This window comes from Devosia soli, assembly GCF_000970455.1.
Taxonomy (GTDB): Bacteria; Pseudomonadota; Alphaproteobacteria; order Rhizobiales; family Devosiaceae; genus Devosia; species Devosia soli.
The window spans coordinates 900,628-920,847 of the sequence record NZ_LAJG01000014.1; the positions used below are offsets into that span (position 1 = coordinate 900,628).

The following is a 20,220-nucleotide window of genomic DNA, read 5'->3' on the forward strand; positions in this document are numbered from 1 at the left end:
TTCGCTCCAATGTGCGGATGCCGCATTAATAACTTCCCGATCCGAAGGAAGGCGCACCGTTCGCATTTTTATTTTTGCGAGCTAGCCGACCGGCAGCCGCGCCGCGGCGCTGTTCTCACAGCTCCATCCTCAGTTGCAGATCGAGATCAACGCCGAAGATCGTTTTATCGACCCGGTCGAGGAGGGTTACGACCTTATCATCCGCACCAATCCCAAACCGACAGAGAGCATGGTGGGGCGTCGCCTCTTCATCGACGAACTGGTGCTAGTGGCCGCCCCAACGGTGAAGTACCCGCCTGCCGGCGGGCCCGTCGACGCGATCCTAATGAGCCGGATCGGCGAGGTGCGCGACTGGGTGGTCGATGCAGGGGATGGCCCAGTGACCTATCAACCGCAGCCAGTCATGCGTCTGTCATCGATCCTGATGATCCAGCAGGCCGTGCAGGCCGGCCGCGGAGCTGCCGTTTTGCCGTGGTCGCTGGTGGCTGAAGAGGCTGCGTTGGGACGCCTCGCGCACTGGGGACACGTTATTAATCACCGCATCGAGGTCTGGGTGCTGCATGCGTCATCCAGGCTATCGAGTCCGAAAGTCACCAGCTTCGTGGCGTTCCTCACCGCTCAGTTCCCGGATGGAAAGCTCGTCATTTCTAGCAAGTCATGAATTCTGGTGAGCGCCCCATTCCGGCCGTTCAGGACGCTTCTGAGCTTTCCTAAGAGCAGCCATCCCCTCAAACACGTCCCGCACCGCTGAAACGGGGTGATGGGGTGGACGCCCCCCGGCATCGATGTGCCAAAGTGGAGGTGTTGAACACACCACTCGAGGAGGCGCCCATGTCGGAAGTTACGTGGTGCGTCAGCAGGCTCGTGGCTTGAGCAGATGATGGCCCGCAGGCCGCGCATGCTGGTCACCGTCGCGCTGGCCAACAAGACCGCGCGCATCATCTGGGCGCTACTCGTCAAACACGAGGAATACAAAGCTCCGGTCGCAGCCGCGGCATAGGCCAAGGCGGACCAGGGGTCTCCGGAGACGAAGTCGGTCGAAGGAAGGTATGGCGCAACAGTCGGTAAGACGGGATCGGAAAACCAGGGCTTTCCACTGTGCCTTGAGCACGCTGTGGGTGATGTGGTTCCGGTTCACGAACTCCCATACGGGCCCGCAGCCTCTGGCGCTGCATCAGAGGCCGGACAGATGGCAGCATCCGACTACGGGCAACCTTCAAAAACCGCTTGCGTATTGAGGGGCGTCCACAGATGGAAAGCGGGACTGTCAGGTCTTGGTCGCCAGAACGGGAATAGCGGCCACCGTACTTGCGAGTAGAGAGGGATATCAACCGAAGCGAACGATGACAGAAGAACGATGAACTACAATCGGCATGATCGTGAGTTCTGACCCGGTGAATCCTGACGAAGGTCTTATGGCGCGGTGCTGACTTTGTCCCGCAAACCATTCAATACCGACATGTTATTCACGCACTATACAGATGCCTTCGCCGAATGGCGCCAAGCCTGAGCCGCACCCCATGGTCGCTGAGAATGCAAATGCCTCATCGTGGCTGACAGAGGTATCCTCCCCCTATATTGTAACGCGGTGGTTCACAGACGCGTTCATATACAGGTGGTGACGGTTTGAATACGGCAGCTGACGCGCGACAGGACGCACTGGGACTATTCGCTGGTGAGGGTGATGTCCGAGGCTTAGCCAGGGAACTTGACTGGTCGACCACTCCCCTTGGTCCCACCATTGGATGGGCTCCCGCTGTCCGAACCTTTGTCAGATCGATGTTCGACTCACCGTTTCCGATCTGCCTTTGGTCGGGGCCGCAATACGCGTTGATCTACAACGATCCCTACAGACGAATACTGGCTGCTAAACACCCCGCTGCTCTGGGGCAGCTCGGGTCTATTGTCTGGGCCGAGATCTGGGACGAACTGAAGCCGCAGTTTGACCGCGTACGAGCCGGTGAAGCTTCGGTATATTTCGAAGATGCTGCATTCGTAATGGCGCGTCTCCAAGGTGGTGGATCTGAGACCGCCTACTTTAACTACTCGCTATCTCCCGTGCGCGATGAGCATGGCACCGTCGTCGCTATTCTCAACATCACGCCGGAGACCACCGGCCGTGTCCGTCTAGAGCATCGCCTGCAGGAAGAGCAATCGGCTCTCGCAATGAGCGAAGAGCGTTTGCGGCTTGCGGTAGACAATGCCGATCTCGGTTTTTGGGACGTCGACGTGGTCAACGACCAACTGATTTGGCCGCCGCGCACGAAGGCGATGTTTGGAATCTCTCCAGAAATCCCGGTAACGATGGACGACTTCTACAACGGTCTCCATCCCGACGATCGTGAAGCAACGACCGCCGCCTATCTCGCGGCTGCTGACCCGATCCGGCGAGCCCTTTACGACGTCGAATATCGCACCATCGGCAAGGAAGATGGCGTGGTTCGGTGGGTTGCAGCAAAGGGACGTGGGGTTTTCGACGCTGCAGGACGTTGCCTGAGGGTCACCGGAACCGTTTTGGAGATTTCAGCAAGGAAACATGCTGAAAGCGTCGTGACGCGTCGATCGAGTTGACGCAAGCCATCCGAGATCTGGAAGCACCCGAGGACATCGCTTTCGCCGCGGCGTCGGTATTGGGTCCTATGCTTGGCGCCAGCAGGGTCGGCTACTCATCGATCGATCTGGTGTCGGAGGCCCTTATCACTCAGCGCGACTGGACTGCTGCGGGTGTGGAGACGCTGGCCGGGATATTGCCGCTACGAACCTATGGTTCTTTCATCGACAGCCTCAAACTTGGAGAATTCACGGTCATCAACGACGTTCGCGTCGATCCTCGCACGAGAGAAGCAGCTGCTGCACTCGAGGGAAAGAGAACGCGAGCCCAGGATGCCGAAATCCCCGGCCTTGCACAGCTTGCTGGTGTCTCGACCTTGCCCACCAATCACTACCCGTGCACCCCTGTGACCGATGCCTTCGGTACCACCGCTGTTGCTGTGGCGGCGCAGAATGCCCGAATATTCGAAACAGCGACAAGCCCAAGCTCCTTGGAGCGTTCTGCCTGTGCCGCATCAGCAATGGAGCGAAAGCCAAGGGTCAGAGCTGCACCCTTTAGTGTATGCAGGATACGATCGAGCTCATCTGCAAGTCCTTGGGATACAGCACTTTCGGCCTGTGAAAGCATAACCTCGGAGGACGAGACAAACTCCCTGACCAGCCGCATGAATTCCTCTTCGCCCAAGGCTTCTTTCAAGCTTTGCTGATAGTCCTCATCCACGATGAACGCCGGTTGTTCAGGCGTGATAGAAACGTCCGCCGCACGAACGTGTTTGGACAGTTGTGAAATGAGTTTGTCCCTGGTCACGGGCTTAGCGACGTGGTCATCCATCCCTGCCTCGATGCAGGCCACTCGGTCTGACTCGAACGCGTTCGCCGTCAATCCCACAATCGGGACTGCCAAACCCGCCGCCCTCAAGATCCTCGTCGCTTCAAGCCCATCCATTTGAGGCATTTGCATATCCATCAGGATGAGATCGAAGTGGGATTCCTCAGTTGCTGCGATCGCCTCGCGCCCATTTGCGGCCCCTTCCGCGATAACCCCCAACTTGCGCAGCAAGCCCAGGGCGACGTCGCGATTTATTGCGTTGTCATCAACCACTAGAACGCGGCCGTGAAAATCTCTTTGAAGGGCGACCTGATGATGCGAGTGGGCAACGGCGAGCTCCGCAATCGGACCGGCCGAAATTTCGAGCCAAAAAGTGCTCCCGTTCCCCAAAACGCTGTCCACACCGATGTCGCCCGCCATCACCTCCACCAATCGTCGGCAGATCGCCAATCCAAGGCCAGTGCCGCCAAAGGACCGCGTGCTGGAACTGTCGAGCTGACTGAACTCGCGAAACAGACGGCTACTATCGTCTTTGGAAATGCCAGGTCCGGTATCCTTGACCTCCAGCCTCAGTCGATCTCCCGACACGCTTGCCTTAACTTCAACCGCGCCCGCAGGGGTGAACTTTATCGCATTGCCGATCAGATTGACGAGCACTTGTCGCAGGCGGTTGGCGTCCGCGAATAACCTGACGTCGGGATACTGAAAGACAAGGTTGAGCCCCGCGCTCTCGGCCCGCGGCAGCATCATATGCTCGATAGGCTCGAAGACCTCCCGCAAATCGACCGCCTTGGGTTCGAAGCGAACGGCACCAGCTTCCAACTTGGAGTAGTCGAGGATGTCGTTGATCACATCGAGCAACATGTCGCCAGAATGGCGAATGGTTTCCACCTGATGGATTTGATCGTCGTCGAGCCGAGACGTTCTCAGTAGTTCCGTCATCCCGATGATGCCGTTCAACGGCGTGCGGATTTCATGGCTCATCGTCGCGAGAAAGGCTGATTTCGCGGCACTGGCACTCTTGGCGCGCTTTGCTACCCGCGCATTGCGCCGACTGAGAAGCTCCATCTCCCTCCCGCTGCGGGAAATGTGAAAGAGCTGAACACCCAGAAGAGTGACGATCAGAACCAGGGTAATGGTCAGCGCCGCCACGCTTGCGCCGATACGCCAGTAAGTAGCCAGAGTTTCCTGACGCTCGGCAAGGCGCAAAAGGTTGATCGCTGCATTTGTAGAAACCAGAAGGTCCCCAGTCGCCTTCCGAGCAATGTTGGCCTGTTGGAGAATGCTATCCTCTCGGCCCCGAAATTCTTCCGGGTCGGCGGCAATCAAATCCATTACAGGAAGCAGATCGTGAATACGGGCACTGACCGCAGACGCAAGTTCCTGAACCGAAGAATTAGCGCCGAACATCTCGGCATAGGAGCCTTGAGTGATAAGCTGCGTGCGGCTGTAAAGAAGGTCGAACCGCTTGGACACCTGAACGATATCGCCGCTGATCAAGGCATCTCGTATCGCCTCGATGAGTCGAGCCGCTTCGCGATCGGCCTGATAGGCTGCCCAGACCATGTCCTCCCGGACACTCGCCCGGACAGCGTTCTGTCTCTCGTTGACCCCGGCGAACAGCCAGATCACGGACGTCAGCAGGCCGACGCTGAGAATGGTGAGAATGACGATCCCCAGCCCAATCCGTCGGGAAACGGCTCGCCTAGCCTTGAGGATCGTGGGGCGCATTTCAGTGCACCGTGACCGAGGCAACCTGCCAGACGGATCGACCGAAGATGACCTCGTTATAAAGGGTTGAATCAAGGTCGAATGGGTAGATCACGAAAAGCGGACCCTTGTCGCGTACGGAGAGCTCCTCACCGTCGACCCGGGTCGCCAGAATGACCGGCAGGTTTTCCAGTTCTGACATCGGAATCTCCGAAGCGTAATCATTGAGAGCGGTGAAGGTCACATTTTCCCCGCTCGCGCCGAGATAATTGAGAAGATCACTGATAATCACACCGCTGAATTCGTGCTCGCCAGTGTACCAAGGCGTAGTCGCTTTGGTGACGCGCTGGGGAAGGGCATCCAGCATTTCGAGGTCGAAGATGGCCTTTCCGTCAGCGTTTGAGCTGGTGATCGAGCCGTTTACCTCCAGTATTTCTGCTCCCTTAGGCAGGGCAAGATCCCCCGCCACTGCTGGCGCGATCATCATCAAGAATAGTGTAGTCGCCGATATCAATCTGTTCATTTGGGGACCTCTCAAGCAGCGTCGACGACGTCGAAACGCGAAATGTAGATCGGAGCAATCTCTGACCAGGCTTGCTCGAGTGCAGAGACGCAGGCGGGGTCGAAATGGGTTCCTGATCCGTCAAGGATTTCGTCGCGTGCCTCAGATGCTGGCCAGGCAGGTTTGTAGCTGCGCGGACTGCAAAGGGCATCGAGGACGTCGGCGACGGCAGTGATGCGAGCGGCAATGGGAATCTGATCGCCAGCAAGGCCCTGGGGGTAGCCGGTACCATCCCATTTCTCGTGGTGGCAGCGCGCAATTTGCTCGGCCATTCTGAGCATATCGGAGTCGCCCTCGGCGAGAATTTCCGCACCGATAGTTGGGTGCAGCTTCATTTGTGTCAGCTCGCCACCATCCAGCCGACCGGGCTTGTTCAGAACCGCGTCGGAGACGCCAATCTTGCCGACATCGTGCAGCGGAGCGGCCAGCCAAAGCATCCGAACGAAATCGGCATCGAAGCCCATGGTCGTGGCCAATATCCTAGCCACGCGTGCAACCCGTTCGACATGGTCCCCGGTCTCGTGATCACGAACCTCGATCGCACGAGCCAGACGATAGATCATGTCCTCTTCGCGCTTCTGAAGATGCGCCGTCGCCCGGTCTACCTCCGCCTGCAAGTGAACTGCGCGATCCTCGAGCTGGTTCTGGGCGCTGCGCAGCGCCAGAAGATTGGTCAGTCGCGAGCGCAATTCGATCGGGTCTACCGGCTTGGCAAGGAAATCGGTTGCCCCGGCGTTGATGGCAGCGAGGCGTATGGATCGCTCGGCGTCAGCGGTGATCATTATTATTGGGACATGCCGGTGACTGGGGAGCGCGCGCACGGCTACGACAAGTTCCAGACCGGACATTCCCGGCATGACATTGTCGATGATCATGAGATCACAGGCTTGTTCGCTTGCATCGGCAAGCGCTGAAGCGCCCTCTGTAAAGCCGTCCACCGAGATCGACGGCATTCGGCGAACCAATTGGGTAAGCACCTCGAGATTGGTGCGGTTGTCCTCAACGATTACGACACGCATCCATGCCTCCTGTTTCTCCATGCATATTAAATCTTGCGCTGGAAACAAACACATCGATGGATCGTTGATTAGCGGTGCGTTAAATCGATGCATGCTTATTGGACCGATCAAGGCTCGACGCGAGACTAAGTGAATTGACCGTATGACCGACCAGGATGTCTTTGACCCCAGTGCAAGACGCATGTCGGCAGCGGAGCTTCGTCAGAACAACGAGCGCGCCGTCCTGACCGCAGTAGCGACCCAGGGCGGGTCGTCGGCTGCGGAGATCGCTCGGCGCACTCATCTCGCTCCGCAATCGGTCGCCCGGATGTTGGGCGATCTCGAGCGCGTTGGCCTCATCGTCAGGGGAGAGGCCCGGAAAGGGCTGCGCGGCCAGCCGGCGGTACCCATTTACCTCAACCCGGACGGTGTCTTTACGATTGGCTGTGAGCTAGGGTGGCAGCATTATCGGATCGTGCTGCGAAACCTGGCGGGAGAGGTTTTGGGCGAGCACAGCCGCCACTACGCTTTCCCCGCCGCGGACGTTATCTTCAGCGAGATCGGGTCATTGGTTAGGATCCTTGCCACGCTCGTTCCGGAAACGCTTCGTGACCGCCTTATCGGCATTGGCCTTGCCATGCCAACGAATATCTTCCGCAATCTCGATCTGCTCGGAGCCCCAAAAGCAGAGGCTGCTAAATGGGAAAATTTGGACGTAGCCGCCGCTCTCAGTCAGGCCACTGGGCTCGAGGTTTTCCCATTTAATGACGGGAATGCCGCTTGCTGGGGTGAACTTGTAGCCATGGGGGCGCCGCGGCCGAAGAATATCGCCTACTTTCTGATCAGCACCTTCGTGGGCGCAGGGGTTATTGCAGACGGGAAGCTCTGGGAGGGGGCCCGAGGAAATGCTGCAAATATGGGAGGCATGCTCATTGCTGGTGACGATGGAAAGCCCACTTTCGTCCATTTAGTGGCCTCCATCCACGCCTTCGAAGAGCACCTGACCAAAGCTGGCGTGGCCATTCCTCCTGGTATGCCGGAAAGCTGGAACTGGGACGACTTTTCCCCGCAGGCCGAGGAATGGCTGGATGCAGCAGCGAGGGCGATCGCAATTGCAATTATCAACGCCCATGCCATGCTGGAATCAGATCTCGCTATCGTCGATGGCGCCCTCCCTGACCCTATACGTGAGCGACTTGTCACCAAAGTTCGTGAGCGCCTCGCGAATAAGCCAACGCTCACGTCAGAGCATCCACCTGTTCTGCAGGGGAAACTGGGTGGCAGGGCGCCAGCGCTTGGCGCCGCGCTGATGCCGATGTATCGGCGCTATTTCTCTCGCGACGCTGCAGATATGGGGCTCTGAACCCGACCCGCCATCAGGGCGGCTATCGCTTGTCCGCGGGTGGCCACACCCAGTTTCCGCAAAATCTCGCCCATGTGGTATTCACAATTTCTTCGGGTAAGCCCCACGATTTCGGCGATGTCGCCATTGGACTTTCCCGCCGCGGCCCACTGCAGAATGGTCGCCTGCTTCTCCGTCAGAGTTGGCGGCTCGGGCAGATCGCATAGCTCCAGCAGTCGCAGTGATGTAGCCGTACCAATCAATCTCAGCGATGAAACCGTTCCAGGAGGCGGCACCCTGTCGCAGGAGTAACCGCCGATAACGGAAAGATTTTCTGTGGCCGATAGCACTGGGACGAGAGCAGCACCGACGATACCCAAGGGAGCCAGCAACTTACTCACTTCGGCGATCACAGGATTGGGGTCCGCGACATTCATCGAGACCACAACTGCATCATTGCTCTGGCGAAGGCGGGTCAGCACCGGATTGGAGCGGTAAAGCCCCCTGCTTACCAGAGCATCCACCACGTTTGCGGGAAGAGTGTGAATGGTCGGATAGAATTTCGTGTTCTCTTCCGCTGAAATCGAGGAAGCAAACACGAAATATTTGAAACCAATGCAGTGAACCGCTTCAGAGACTGCCCGCTGAAGCTGGATGCTACATGCAGACTTAGAGATTTCTCTTAGCTTTGGCGCAAGGGCGCTGAACGTAGATGTCGGGCTGAAGCCGCCACTATGCTCACTCATGCGAATCCTCCTCTCGCAAGATTAAAATACGTGATGGAACTTAACACCTGTTTGCAGACGCAGTCTGTGTTCGGACAACGGTCGCCTAGACTTGGCTTCACATCATATCGTCGGCGCGTGCCGGCTATCGAGCAGGAGCGAGAAGGTGGAGCATTCTGGAAACAACGGCGATATCACAGCCCGGCTCGACTTTATCGGTCTCGATAACAAAGGCCGAGATGCCCTTCGTTCGGTCGAACCCTTGATTGCCAAGCATCTTCCCGAAGCCCTGGCCCTCTTCTACAAGAAGCTTGCAACGGTCCCAGCGGTCTCGCGGTTCTTCTCTGGCTCGGATCAGATGAACCGAGCTCAGTCCAGTCAACTCGGTCATTGGCTTGCGATCGCTACGGGCAAGTTCGACGCAACGTATGTCGAGTCCAGCAGACGCATTGGCCTGCGCCATGCGCAGATCGGGCTCGAACCACGTTGGTATATTGGGGGCAACGGCGTCATCGTCGAAACGCTGGTCACAGAGCTTGCACGTGACTTCATGGGCGAGCACATCAAGTCGCTCAAGGGTGGACTCTTCAATCGCAAACACGATGAGGAAGTTCTCTCGGCCGCGGTGTCCGATCTGGGCGTCGCGATGTCGGCCATGGTAAAATCCGTCATGATCGACATCGACATGGCCGTCAGCGTCTATTTCGATCAGGTGATGGCTGAGGCGCAAAAGCGCGACCGGGAGAATGCTGACAGGGTCGCCTGGGCTGCAGAGCTGACCGGCGAAGTTCTGCAAAAGCTTGCGGAAGGCGACCTCACTGAAAATATCACCGCCGACTTCGAAGGCGGGTTTGCGAAAATCAAATCGGACACCAACCAGCTGGTCGACCGTCTACGAGAGATCATGCTGCAGCTCAGGGACACGTCCGGGCTTCTGCGCACGGCCACAGGAGAAATCCTTGCTGGCGCCAATGATCTGAGCGAACGCACCACCCGGCAGGCCGCGGCAATCGAACAGACATCGGCCAGCATGGAAGACTTGTCGCGCACCGTCAGCCAGAATGCGGTGCTTGCCCAGGCAGCATCGGACCAAGCTCAAAAAGCGGCCGAGTCAGCCGAAGCCGGCGGCCAGGTGATGGGCAAGGTCACCGAGGCAATGGAGAAGATTTCTAACTCGTCGAGCCGCATCTCGAACATCATTGGTATCATCGACGATATTGCCTTCCAGACCAATCTGCTTGCCCTCAATGCCTCTGTCGAAGCGGCTCGAGCGGGCGATGCGGGCAAGGGCTTTGCTGTGGTCGCCGTCGAGGTGCGACGCCTTGCTCAATCTGCGGCTGCCGCATCGGCCGAAGTGAAAGAACTCGTCGAGCGAAGCGTGGTTGAAGTCAAGGCAGGCGAAAATCTGGTGCGCACCGCCGCCGACCGCCTTTTTGAACTGCTTGCAGTGGTCACAGAAACCACAGGATCAATGTCCGCGATCGCCAGTGCCAGCCGTGAACAGTCTGCCTCCATTGCCGAGATTTCTGCAGCCGTCATGCAGATGGACGAAATGACCCAGCACAACGCTGCCCTCGTTGAACAAACGAACGCCGCAATCGAACAGACCGAGTCTCAGGCCCGACAACTGGATCAGATCGTCGACAAATTCAGACTGACAGCATCCGCGACGCCATCACACACAGCATCCGCTCGCACGCCCGCTAAACGTCCGACGGTTCGTGGAGGAAAGGCAATAGGACACGACTGGAGCGAGTTTTGATGCGCCTCGAGCTTGCCGCATATTCCGAGGCACTGCAGGTTCTGAAGCTCACTTTGGTCGAACTCAATGGGGAACTGGATCGGCTTGTGTCTGACCCATCGATCTCACCCGGCAAAGCTGAGTACATTGCAGACGCGCTCAATTCCATCGTTCAAGATGTAACGTTGCTGTTGAGCGAACCCGAAGTTATCCTTGTCGGTAGGCACTAGCCATCCTCGATGCGCCATCGCACGCATCCTGCGACCAGGGAAATGTAAACACTTGAAAGGCTGATAACGCGCGAATTCTTGCCTTGGCGCAGGAGCGGCAGGAGGTGAGCCGTGAGCGCAAAATGCCCTAGATAGTTGGCGCCGAACTGCAACTCGAACCCGTCCCTCGTCTCCTGACGCTGCGGCGGCACTGGGGCACGCGACAGACACCAGATGCCTCAGGATTGCGCCTGCGCTGGCAGGACCGGGCGCAGTTCTATCGCCCCGCCTAGACGTTGGAGCTGCGCCGCCGTCGGTGGCTCACACAGGTGCAAGCGTCTGCTTTTTGAACGTTATTGCCTAAAAGCTAACTGACAGGTGACGGCCCGAAATGGGTCATCGGCGCGCCTTCAGACATAATAGCGGCGTTCCGCCATGTTACCACCAGTAGCGGACGGACTGCCCGGGGCCCTGTCCTTGTCTTCCGCCCGGGATCGATTGACAGAACGAGCAAAACAAGGGGCGTTATCGGACATTTGCCCAAAGGCTCTGCCCGTTCAACAAGCCACGTGGGACGAGAACGATAGGCCTTGAGGAACACTTCCGACACCAGCGCGCTGCATGCCGAGCGTCGTCCGCGGGTTTGACGGCACTTGAGGTTTCAAGTGATCCGCTCGTCGCACAAAGATGCTATCTGGTGCTGCGGGTTACGTTTCCCCACCAAAGGCTGGCTCTCATGAGATTGGCAACCAGCTGTTTCGGAAATCTTGGTGTGAAAAGGCACCCCATTTGCACCGTTGGCGCGGCTTTTCTCGATGTCGCACGAGCCAACGCGGCTTTGAGCATGTGGACAGAAACTTGCGGTATCTTCGCAGAGTTCTAAGCAGCCCCCTTGACCATTTTAGCCGCCCGAGTTTGCAATATGTCTGATCTGAAATCGCAGTTCTGACGGTGTCTCTGGCCCGAAATGTATCGTGTGGTGGTGTGCGAGAAAATCCTCCGGACCAGCGGCGCTCGGTGATGCGCCCGTTTGAGGATTTCGGTCAAATCTCGGAAAATTGGACGACGCCACCTGAAGGCGATATCGGCTGCCGCGGCGGAAGAGATGGCTGATGTGTCCGAGGCGCACAAGCACTTCGCCAGGGTTCGCACTTGTCACAGGCTGGCGGTAGATGCCATCGACAAGCCCGACGCTCCTACCGTCTGCATCAACCTCGCAGAGACGCGCCGTCCAGTCGGCGCTCCTTCCTGTCGAGGAAACCCAGAGCGATACTTCTACGAGCCCTGTAACCTCCGTGTCTTCGGCCAGAGGTTCCGACGTGAAGGTCAGCACGTCGTCTCGTTTCTCCACGGACCGCTGATCCTTAGGGCCCGAGTTTCGCCCGAGCAACAATCCCGGCACAAAGTTCGCGCCACCCACTGTTGGAACTGGGTTCAGAGTGTCTGACAGATAGCTCAACTGCCCGCCGAGGTCGCCCAAATCTGGCTTGAGCGTTGTTCCATCGAGAAAAAACCGCTGCTGCACCGTATCTGGCAACGGCCAATCCTCGGCCGAGTGCCAAGAGTTGGAGCCCGAGCGGAAATAGCGAACCCGTGGGGTGTTCGGAGCTTCGCCCCGTCGCGCCGCATCGAAAAAGTCGAGCTGCACGTCCGACAGACCAGCGGTCGACGCTGAATATCCGTGCCATGCATCCCCTTGCCAATCCGATGGATTGCCATGCGACCAAGGACCGATCAGCAGCCGATCGGCAATGTCACCGGACCGTTGCCGCAGCGCCGTGAAAAGCTCCAACGCGCCTTCGAGGAAGAGATCATTCCAGCCAGCGCTCACCAATGCCGGCACCTTTGTCAGCGTTAGGGCGTCGAGGTGCTCGCGATCGGCTATTGAGGCCGCGGCATTCTCTGGATTGAACCAATCCGCGGCGTACGGGGCGAGGTTGATCAGAAGATCATCGAGAACAGGAAGACGCGCAAAGGCAGCACATGGGTCGTGCTGAAGCTCAGCGAGGAACGCTTTCTCGCGCTCAACTTCGGAGGGCTGCATATGGCCAATGCGGCGCTCGAGGTCTGTCGCGCCGAGTGACTCTATGATCCAAAGCAGCAGGAAGCCGAGTTCAATCGCGCCGCCACGATATGTCCAGGTATCGCCGTGGCGGCCCGTCGTCAGATGCGGGGAAATTGCGACGAGGCCCTCCGGATCGCCGGCGGCGGCAAGCACTTGCGTCGCCCCAACGTAAGATGCGCCGAACATGACCACCTGCCCGTTGCAAAACGCTTGGTCTCGCAGCCAGGCGATGGTGTCGGCCCCATCGTCTTTCTCATGGACAAAGGGCTCGAAATTCCCGTCGGCGCTGTAGCGTCCGCGCGTGTCCTGGATCACGATGGCATAGCCGCGCTTCAGCGCCGCCCGAAACTCCATCGCCGAAATATACTGGGTCCCAAACGCATCTTCCTTGCGATAGGGCGTGCGCTGCAGAAGGACCGGCCAAGGGCCCTCTCCGTCGGGCAGCCAGATATCGGCGCGCAGCACGCAGCCGTCGCGCATCGGTGTCTCGACGGCATCGAGGATCCGAAAGGCCCTGCTCGTGGTCATGGTCTCGTCCCGTTAAGCCCGGATGAAGCGTTGGCGGATCTGATCGAAGGACACTGCCAGGATAAGTAGCGTACCAGCCGCTACCTGTTGCCAGGTCGAGTTTATGTTCATCAGCGTCATGCCGTTGTTAAGGACGCCGACGATGAGCAACCCCAAGACAGTGCCGAACATGCTGCCGGTACCACCCTTTAGGGAAGTGCCACCCAGAATGATCGCCGTGACCACGGCCAGTTCGAGGCCGGTGCCTGTCGTGCCCGAGGTCGAGCCGAGCTGCGAGGCACTAACGAGACCGGTAATGGCCATGCAGACGCCCGAAATGACGAAGCCGAGGAACAGCGTTTTTTTGGTGCGAATGCCGACGAGGCGCGCGGCGTTCTCATTGGCACCAATGGCATAGATTGTGCGACCGAAGACGGTGCGTGAGAGCAGCACCGCGATGCCGACAGCGATGACGAGGAAAAGCACGGCCGAGAGTGGAATATCGAGGAATGGCCGCGCAATGGCCCAATCGAATCCAGTGATGCGCACACTGCTTGCCCCGCCGATGGAGAGGGTCAGCCCGCGGAAAATCGCGAGCGTCCCCAGCGTCGTGATCAGCGCATTGACTCCGACCACCGTCACCAGAAATCCGTTGAGCATGCCGATACCCACGCCCACGAGCACGGCAACGCCGACGGCTGGCATGATGCCCAGGCTCTGCGCGGCAATGGCAAACATCAGCGCCACAAAGGCAGTGCCGCTTCCCACCGACAAATCGAACTGACCGGCAATGAGGAGGATCGTGCCACCCGCGGCCAGAATGCCGGTGATCGAGAGCGCGGTGATGATGTTGACGATATTCGGCCAGGACAAGAAGTAAGGGGAATTGATCGTAAAGAAAACGATCTCGGCCAGAAGAAAGATCAGCAGGGCACCCCATTCGGGAGCTTTCATGCGGGCGCGAATTGTGGTCGCCGGGACGGCGCTGGTGGCTTGAACGTTTTCAGGCATGAGCGCCCCCTCCGGCAGCTTCGGTCAGCCGCGCCGTTGAAATTTCGTTTTGCGGCAAATGGGCGACCATCTGCCCACGCACCATGACAATGGCCCTGGTGGCAGCTTCAGTGATGTCTTCGTAATCGGAGCTGGCGATGAGAATGCCATGCCCTTGCCGGGCCAGATCGCGCAGCACCTGGTAGATTTCCTGGCGTGCGCCGACATCGACCCCGCGCGTCGGTTCGACCAGCAACAAAAGTTTCGAACCAGCCTCGAGCCAGCGGCCAAGCAGCACTTTTTGCTGATTACCGCCGGAAAGCGTCGCGATCCGCTCGGCCCCATCGGGCCGCGAGCGCACTTTCAGCGTCTTGTGCCATCGGCCAAAGGCTGACGTTTCGATACGACGTGAGACGAACGCACCGCGTGCCAGTCTCCGCCAGCTCGGCGCCGCCAGGTTTTCAGCGACACTGCGTGGGCGCAAAAGTCCTTCGCTGGCCCGATCGGCTGGGAGAAAGCCAAAACCTTGGGCGATGGCTTCGCTCGGATGGCGGAATATCACTGGCTTGCCGTCGACAAGGATGTCGCCCGAGGCGTGAGGCACGGCACCAAAAATGGCGCCGGCCAATTCCGGCACGCCGGACCCAACCTTGCCATAGATGCCGACGATCTCGCCGGGTGCGACATCGACATCTATGTTAAAGAAACTGTCCGAGGTGAGCCCGCGCACTTCGACGAGCCTTGCGGCGCCGGTCTCGGCGTAGACATGATGGTCTTGATGCGAGGCGACCGCCCGGCCGACCATGGCCGTAACCACGGCCGTCTGATCAACCTCGGCCACCTTGGCATCGAGCGATACCCTGCCATCGCGTAACACGCAGACTCGGTCGGCAATGGCAAAAACCTCATCGAGACGATGGGTGATGTAGAGGATGGCAACGCCGCGCGATCTCATGCGCTCGATCAGCGCGAACAGCCGCTTGGTTTCCGCATCCGAGAGAGCTGCGGTCGGTTCGTCAAAAATCAGGCAGCGCGAGGCTCCCGCTGTGGCGCGGGCGATTTCAACGATCTGCCGCTCGCCTAACCGCAAGCTCGAAACGGGCGCATCGAGCTGCAGGTCCGCCCCGAGGGAGTCGAGCGCTCGCTGGGCAATGGACCTCATCGCGCCATAATCGACAAAGCCGAGCCGATTGGGCACAGCGCCAAGCGTAATATTCTCGGCCACGCTCAGCGTCGGCGCATCGGCTATTTCCTGTGCAATGAGCCGGATGCCAGCCTCGCGCGATTGCGCGACGGAGCGAAAGGAAATCGGTGCGCCATCAATTTCAATATTGCCCTCGTCGGCGTGGTGGTCGCCGGCAAGGATACGCACGAAAGTCGATTTGCCGGCACCGTTTTCCCCTAAGAGCGCCGTGACTGAGCCGGCGGGCAGATCAAGGTCCACCCCATGGAGGACCTTGACCGAGCCAAACGACTTTCTGATTCCACGAACGGAGAGAAAAGTCGGTGCACTCATGATTAGCAATTCGTTTCGGGATAGAGCTGCATCATGTTGTCCTTGGTGACGACTTCATGGGGCACCAGGATCTGCTTGGCGATCTCCTCGCCCTTCACTGCCTTGATCAGGTTCGGCAGGATGAGCTGGGCATATTTTTCGGGGAAGTAGGCGGCAGACGCGATGAAGTGCGGTGCCGTCCAGATCTGGCAATTGCCTGGATCAAAGTTCTGCACGCCAAGGTAGAGGTTTTCGGTGCGGTTCTGCGAACGGGCGGCGGCAAGTGCACCGGTCACCACGTCCTCATTGATGCCCACAACGATGATCTTCTGTGCGCCAGGAAGGGCAGTCAGCGTATCGGTCACCTGACGCTGGGCCGTATCGGCCTGACCGCCGGCACCGGTATCGATGACACGCAGGTTCTGCACTTCGCCACAGACCTGGGCAAAGCCTTCGCGCATGCCACCCATGCGCATGTCGTTGACGACACCAACGGCGAGCGATTCCAGCGACACCCAGGCATCATACTGGCAGTCGAAGTTTTCTTTGAAGTACTGGCCGATGGCATAGCCGACAATTTGACCGGCATAGGTATTGGCAGCGCCCACAAAGGCGGTCTGGCAGGGCTGTTGTTCGATATCGATGGCGATGACCGGAACCTGCGGCCCCTCGGCGCAGATGTTTGCGGCAGCCGCAGCATCAGCCTGGAAGGTCACGAGACCATCAACGTTCTGCGTGCGGAACTGGCGAGCACAATCGAGCGCTGCGGCAGCATCAAACTTGGAATCGCAGGTGACGAGATTGACACCAGCCGTTTCGGCGGCGGCAACCATGCCCTTCTGCAAGGCTTCGGTGAACGGCACACCGAGACCGAGCTGGGTGAAGCCGATGGTCAGCCCTTCCCCGCTGCCCGGTGCGATTTCTTCGAACTGCGCCACCTCCGGCGGCGGCGTGATGCCGGCGTCCTGGGCGATCACATTAGTGCTCGCCATGCCGATCACGCTCAGCATAACGGCCACCGGCCGTAGGCTCCTCAAAATAGTCATGTCTTTCTCCTCCTGTTGATCTTTTGCGGGTCAGACGACCTGCGTGAATTTGAGGCCAAGCAGCTTGGCCAATTTTTCGATGCGCCCGGCAATATGCCCCACGCCAACCGCGCAATGATGCGCCGGCCCGACGGCATTCCAGGCTTCAGTGAAGGCGCGCGCGCCATTGGCAAAGCGATAGCGGCTATTGGTATTGCCGATTTCAAGGATCGGTCCGGGCACGGATTCGCCTTCGGCCAGCAGCAGTTCGACCCGGCCTTCACGCTCGATGACCGAGAGCAGCGTCACCGGCCCGTGCCTCACCGACATTTCCACTGAAACGCCGCGCCCGACCTTACCATGATAGACTTCGAGCGGCCGCACCTTGGTTTTGCCCTGGGCGATCTTGGTATGGCCAGGGCCGTCATGGCCCATCAGGACCACGTCGTCGTCGAAGTCGATGGCATAGTATTCGGTAAACGAGCCCCCTACTCCAAAGGCATCCATGATCTTCATGGCCTGGGCATTCTTGATCTCATATTCGCCCGCCACCGGAACGCCCGATGCGGTCAGTAGCGAACAACCCAGAATGACCGAAGAGATGAGATCTTCGTGCTCGTGACCGGGCACCGACACGAAGAAATAGGCCATCGAGCCGAGATCATGCGCGGCTACCAGCTTGTGGAGCGCCGCCGAGGTCGATGCTGCGCGGCGCAGCTCCGCCGGATCGCAATCCGGCTGGATTTCGAATTCGCTTTCGATGCGGGCCAGCATCGCGTCAATCTCGGCGGGATCGAGGTTCTGCCGGACCTGGGCTAGCTCATCCATTTCGAGAAAATCGACCACGGTGCCGAAGGCCGCAGATTGCGCGGTCAAATCTGAATAGATGTCGAGCATGCCGCCATAATAGTGGCCCATGACGCCAAGGCGATTATGCGCCATGACATGGGCAACGCGCGCAGCTTCGATCCAGTCCTCGATTTCGGCATCGACATGCCCATCGCCTTCGAGGACGCCCGTCACCTGATGGGCGTCGATACCGGATCGATTGAAGACGTTGATGATCTCGGGAACGGGACAGGCCGCGCAATAGGCGAGCCATTCCCCGGTCATGCGCGTGCGGTTCTTCATGCGATTGAAGGCGACATAGTCAATGGCGCGCTCGGGCTGCAGATTGAGCACCACAACCGGGACACCAGCGCGCCGCACGACGGGCAGAACCGTGGACGACAGCGCATAGGTCGTTACATATAAAAAAAGCACTTCCACATCGGCCGACCGAAACTGGTGGCCCGCCTCGACCGCCTTTTGCGGCGTGTCGATAAGCCCCAGATTGACGATCTCGACGCCTGGCCGGGCAAGCTTGTCCGCGACCTTGCCAACATAGCCCTCAAGGCGTGCCTGCAGCCCCTCGAACTGCGGCCAATAGGCGTCGAGGCCGATGCCGAACAGGCCAACTTTGAGAGGGCGTTCCGAGGACCGGAGCGTCTCGCCAGATTGCATTATGCCTCTCCTCGATGCTTCGACATGAAGGCGAAGCGGCACTTTTTAGCGCTCTCATTCGAAAACTGATCTTGAAAAAGACATTAACACTCGATCTCAGCGCGAGAAGTAGCTACCACTTTCGGGAAATGATCTGTTCCATACGAAAACTGATCACATGAAAGAGACAGACTACTTTACCTATCTGCCTGATAGCGCCGTCTGCGAGGCGCTCGGCTGCACCGCATTTTCGACCGGATACACGCGGATTCCTCCTGGCTCTGTGTATCCCCCCGTGCGCCATCCCGATGACCATCATTTCATCTGGGAGAAGGGCCGCACCCTGCAGGCCTATCAGTTTGCGCTCATCAGCGAAGGGCGTGGCCAGCTGCAATCATCGCCTGACCCTACCAAGGTGCATGAAGTCAGTTCTGGCGATATCATTCTGATGTTTCCTGGGGTCTGGCATCGCTTTGGCCCGGATCCGGAAACTGGCTGGGTCGAAAGCTGGATCGAATGCCGCGGCCCGGCCTTCGACCGCGTCTTCACCATGGGCCTGATGCCGATCGAAGCCCCCGTTTGGCATGCTGGCAGCGAGGCCGAGGCGATCTTTTGCAGGGTGCACGAGCTGGCTCAGGAAGACGCTATCCTGCATCAACCGACGCTTTCTGTCCTCGGCTTGCATCTTTTGGCCCAGCTCTGCCAATCGCGCGGCATCGCCGAGCAAGGGCGCGTTCGCCTTGTCGAACAGGCCCGCCGCGCCTTGATGGAAACAAGCGGCGATGCGCCCGCACTCGAATCTATCGCCCGCGATCTCGGCCTTAGCTATTCGACACTTCGCCGTCTCTTCCGCGAGCACACCGGCATCTCGCTGAAACAGTACCAGACCGATGTCCGCATCCGCCGTGCATGCGAACTCCTGCGTAATTCCGACCGCTCGATCAAGGCGATCTCAGGCTATCTGGGTTACAGCTCGCCATTCCATTTTTCCGCGCAGTTCAGAAAATCCACCGGCCTAGCGCCGTCGGAATGGCGAGCAAGAAACCGCCCCGAGTCATATTAGCGACGGGTAGTGCGCCGTTCGAGTGAATTGGCGCACAAAAGGCACGAGATAAATGCCATTCAGGCCATATGAGACAAAGCGCCTTGCGGTCTTAGCGGCATTCCGCAATTACCCTGAAATGGACCGACAGCGTGCAGTAGAGATGACGGTCTTGATATCGAACCCAGTCCATCCCCTTGCCCTGATTATGCTGTTCGGAGCTATTGAGCCTAGCTTAGGCCTTTAGGGCAATACTTTGGGAAAATGCGCCCGTTCTCATTCATTAGAAGCAACTGACACACGGCCCTTTCTCGCCGGTCACAGCCTACACGCCAAAGTCGTGATTGATGTGAACGCCTTGGGCGTAGCAAGCGCGTATGGGGTCAACGCCGACGGTTGCACCGTTCCGGGCTGCTCCAAGAAGTTGGTCTGTCGACCAGCAGCGGCGATTTTCATTTGAAAGGCCAGCTGCCTTGAAAACATAGAGCAGCTCAATGGGAATCACACTTCCGCTCCTGCGATGCTCTTTATGAAGCGCAGGCCACGCTGATATTCAGTTACGCCGAAGTGCTCGAGCATCAGCGGCACATCGCGGCCAAGCTTATGAATTTCGGCAAGGTAAACGCGGTAGTCGAGATTGCCCTCACCCGGCGGCACTTCGTCGAGATGGAAGGAAATCGTGCCCGGTCCACCCTTCATCACGATATCCTTGGCGTGGCACGAAACCACCCATGGCCCCAAAAAGCGCAAAGGCCTCGCGGATCATGGCGCCGGTGTTGAAATAGAGCCGTGGCGTGATCACGAGGTTGGCAGCGTCAATATGGGCGCCGAACTCCGCGCGGTCGATCGCCTTCAAGAGCTTGAGATAGTTTTCCGGCGTGTCGGTCACGAGCCAGGGCACCATCTCGAGGGAGAATTTTGTGCGCTTTGGCTTTACCGCATCGATGA

The 20,220-nt window shown here is 58.7% G+C and carries 16 protein-coding genes and 4 pseudogenes; 8 read left to right on the forward strand and 12 right to left on the reverse strand.

The genetic code is table 11. The features are described from left to right. Positions 1-109 precede the first annotated feature (109 nt). The 3 genes and pseudogenes from VW35_RS08420 to VW35_RS20950 all read left to right on the forward strand — a co-directional run bounded on the left by VW35_RS08420 (position 110) and on the right by VW35_RS20950 (position 2,571). Positions 110-661: a LysR substrate-binding domain-containing protein gene (locus tag VW35_RS08420; protein WP_083982533.1), complete on the forward strand. Its 552-nt coding sequence runs from the start codon at positions 110-112 to the stop codon at positions 659-661. A 195-nt stretch (positions 662-856) separates the two neighbouring features. Beyond that, a pseudogene (locus VW35_RS21280) lies at positions 857-1,000 on the forward strand (IS110 family transposase); the annotation flags it as partial. Positions 1,001-1,779: 779 nt separating this feature from the next. Beyond that, entirely contained in the window at positions 1,780-2,571 is a 792-nt protein-coding gene (locus tag VW35_RS20950) for a PAS domain-containing protein (protein ID WP_083982535.1), read from the forward strand. Positions 2,572-2,941: 370 nt separating this feature from the next. On the opposite strand, the gene VW35_RS08440 is transcribed toward VW35_RS20950, so the two are convergent. Genes VW35_RS08440 through VW35_RS08450 form a run of 3 tightly spaced genes read right to left on the reverse strand, consistent with a single transcriptional unit; the run spans position 2,942 to position 6,763 of the window. Further along, positions 2,942-5,110 carry a hybrid sensor histidine kinase/response regulator gene (locus VW35_RS08440; RefSeq protein ID WP_052951590.1) on the reverse strand — a complete coding sequence of 723 codons (2,169 nt, stop codon included), beginning with the start codon at positions 5,108-5,110 and terminating at the stop codon, positions 2,942-2,944. A 1-nt stretch (position 5,111) separates the two neighbouring features. Continuing rightward, positions 5,112-5,612, reverse strand: a complete 501-nt coding sequence (locus VW35_RS08445; RefSeq protein ID WP_046142457.1) for a putative pterin-binding protein — start codon at positions 5,610-5,612, stop codon at positions 5,112-5,114. An 11-nt stretch (positions 5,613-5,623) separates the two neighbouring features. Beyond that, positions 5,624-6,763: an HD domain-containing phosphohydrolase gene (locus tag VW35_RS08450; protein WP_161796879.1), complete on the reverse strand. Its 1,140-nt coding sequence runs from the start codon at positions 6,761-6,763 to the stop codon at positions 5,624-5,626. A gap of 49 nt (positions 6,764-6,812) precedes the next feature. On the opposite strand from VW35_RS08450, the gene VW35_RS08455 reads away from it, so the two are divergent. Then, the gene (locus tag VW35_RS08455) at positions 6,813-8,012 is read left to right on the forward strand and encodes an ROK family transcriptional regulator (protein WP_046142459.1); all 1,200 of its coding nucleotides are present in this window, start codon (positions 6,813-6,815) and stop codon (positions 8,010-8,012) included. Here the strand turns inward: VW35_RS08455 and VW35_RS20955 are convergent. Further along, positions 7,976-8,737, reverse strand: a complete 762-nt coding sequence (locus VW35_RS20955; protein WP_046870533.1) for a helix-turn-helix transcriptional regulator — start codon at positions 8,735-8,737, stop codon at positions 7,976-7,978. The genes VW35_RS08455 and VW35_RS20955 overlap by 37 nt on opposite strands. 145 nt (positions 8,738-8,882) lie before the next feature. Here VW35_RS20955 and VW35_RS22265 point away from each other — a divergent pair. The 3 genes and pseudogenes from VW35_RS22265 to VW35_RS08465 form a co-directional block, all read left to right on the forward strand. Then, positions 8,883-9,368: pseudogene (locus VW35_RS22265) on the forward strand (protoglobin domain-containing protein); the annotation flags it as partial. Positions 9,369-9,386: 18 nt separating this feature from the next. Continuing rightward, on the forward strand, positions 9,387-10,478 hold the full coding sequence (locus tag VW35_RS08460) for a methyl-accepting chemotaxis protein (RefSeq protein ID WP_244465850.1): 1,092 nt from the start codon (positions 9,387-9,389) through the stop codon (positions 10,476-10,478). Next, positions 10,478-10,687 carry a hypothetical protein gene (locus VW35_RS08465; RefSeq protein ID WP_046142460.1) on the forward strand — a complete coding sequence of 70 codons (210 nt, stop codon included), beginning with the start codon at positions 10,478-10,480 and terminating at the stop codon, positions 10,685-10,687. The genes VW35_RS08460 and VW35_RS08465 overlap by 1 nt, the downstream gene beginning before the upstream one ends. 47 nt (positions 10,688-10,734) lie before the next feature. Here VW35_RS08465 and VW35_RS21945 read toward each other — a convergent pair. From VW35_RS21945 to VW35_RS08490, 6 genes and pseudogenes are all read right to left on the reverse strand, one after another. Then, a pseudogene (locus VW35_RS21945) lies at positions 10,735-10,875 on the reverse strand (short chain dehydrogenase); the annotation flags it as partial. Between the two features lie 692 nt (positions 10,876-11,567). After that, entirely contained in the window at positions 11,568-13,259 is a 1,692-nt protein-coding gene (locus VW35_RS08470) for a CocE/NonD family hydrolase (RefSeq protein WP_052951594.1), read from the reverse strand. A 12-nt stretch (positions 13,260-13,271) separates the two neighbouring features. Then, positions 13,272-14,249, reverse strand: coding sequence for an ABC transporter permease (locus VW35_RS08475; RefSeq protein ID WP_046142461.1), 978 nt, complete (start codon positions 14,247-14,249; stop codon positions 13,272-13,274). Then, entirely contained in the window at positions 14,242-15,744 is a 1,503-nt protein-coding gene (locus VW35_RS08480) for a sugar ABC transporter ATP-binding protein (RefSeq protein WP_046142462.1), read from the reverse strand. The genes VW35_RS08475 and VW35_RS08480 overlap by 8 nt, the downstream gene beginning before the upstream one ends. 2 nt (positions 15,745-15,746) lie before the next feature. Then, a complete protein-coding gene (locus tag VW35_RS08485; protein ID WP_046142463.1) occupies positions 15,747-16,769 on the reverse strand; it encodes a sugar ABC transporter substrate-binding protein in 1,023 nt (340 codons plus the stop codon). 30 nt (positions 16,770-16,799) lie between these two features. Further along, positions 16,800-18,251 (reverse strand): arabinose isomerase, encoded by a 1,452-nt coding sequence (locus tag VW35_RS08490; RefSeq protein ID WP_046142464.1) that lies wholly within the window; start codon positions 18,249-18,251, stop codon positions 16,800-16,802. A 157-nt stretch (positions 18,252-18,408) separates the two neighbouring features. Between VW35_RS08490 and VW35_RS08495 the strand changes: the two genes are divergently transcribed. Further along, positions 18,409-19,293: a helix-turn-helix domain-containing protein gene (locus VW35_RS08495; RefSeq protein WP_046142465.1), complete on the forward strand. Its 885-nt coding sequence runs from the start codon at positions 18,409-18,411 to the stop codon at positions 19,291-19,293. A 480-nt stretch (positions 19,294-19,773) separates the two neighbouring features. Here the strand turns inward: VW35_RS08495 and VW35_RS21950 are convergent, their stop codons facing one another. Both VW35_RS21950 and VW35_RS08505 read right to left on the reverse strand, forming a co-directional pair. After that, positions 19,774-19,971 (reverse strand): hypothetical protein, encoded by a 198-nt coding sequence (locus VW35_RS21950; protein ID WP_244465851.1) that lies wholly within the window; start codon positions 19,969-19,971, stop codon positions 19,774-19,776. Further along, a pseudogene (locus VW35_RS08505) lies at positions 19,916-20,220 on the reverse strand (hypothetical protein); the annotation flags it as partial. The pseudogene VW35_RS08505 and the gene VW35_RS21950, both read right to left, overlap by 56 nt.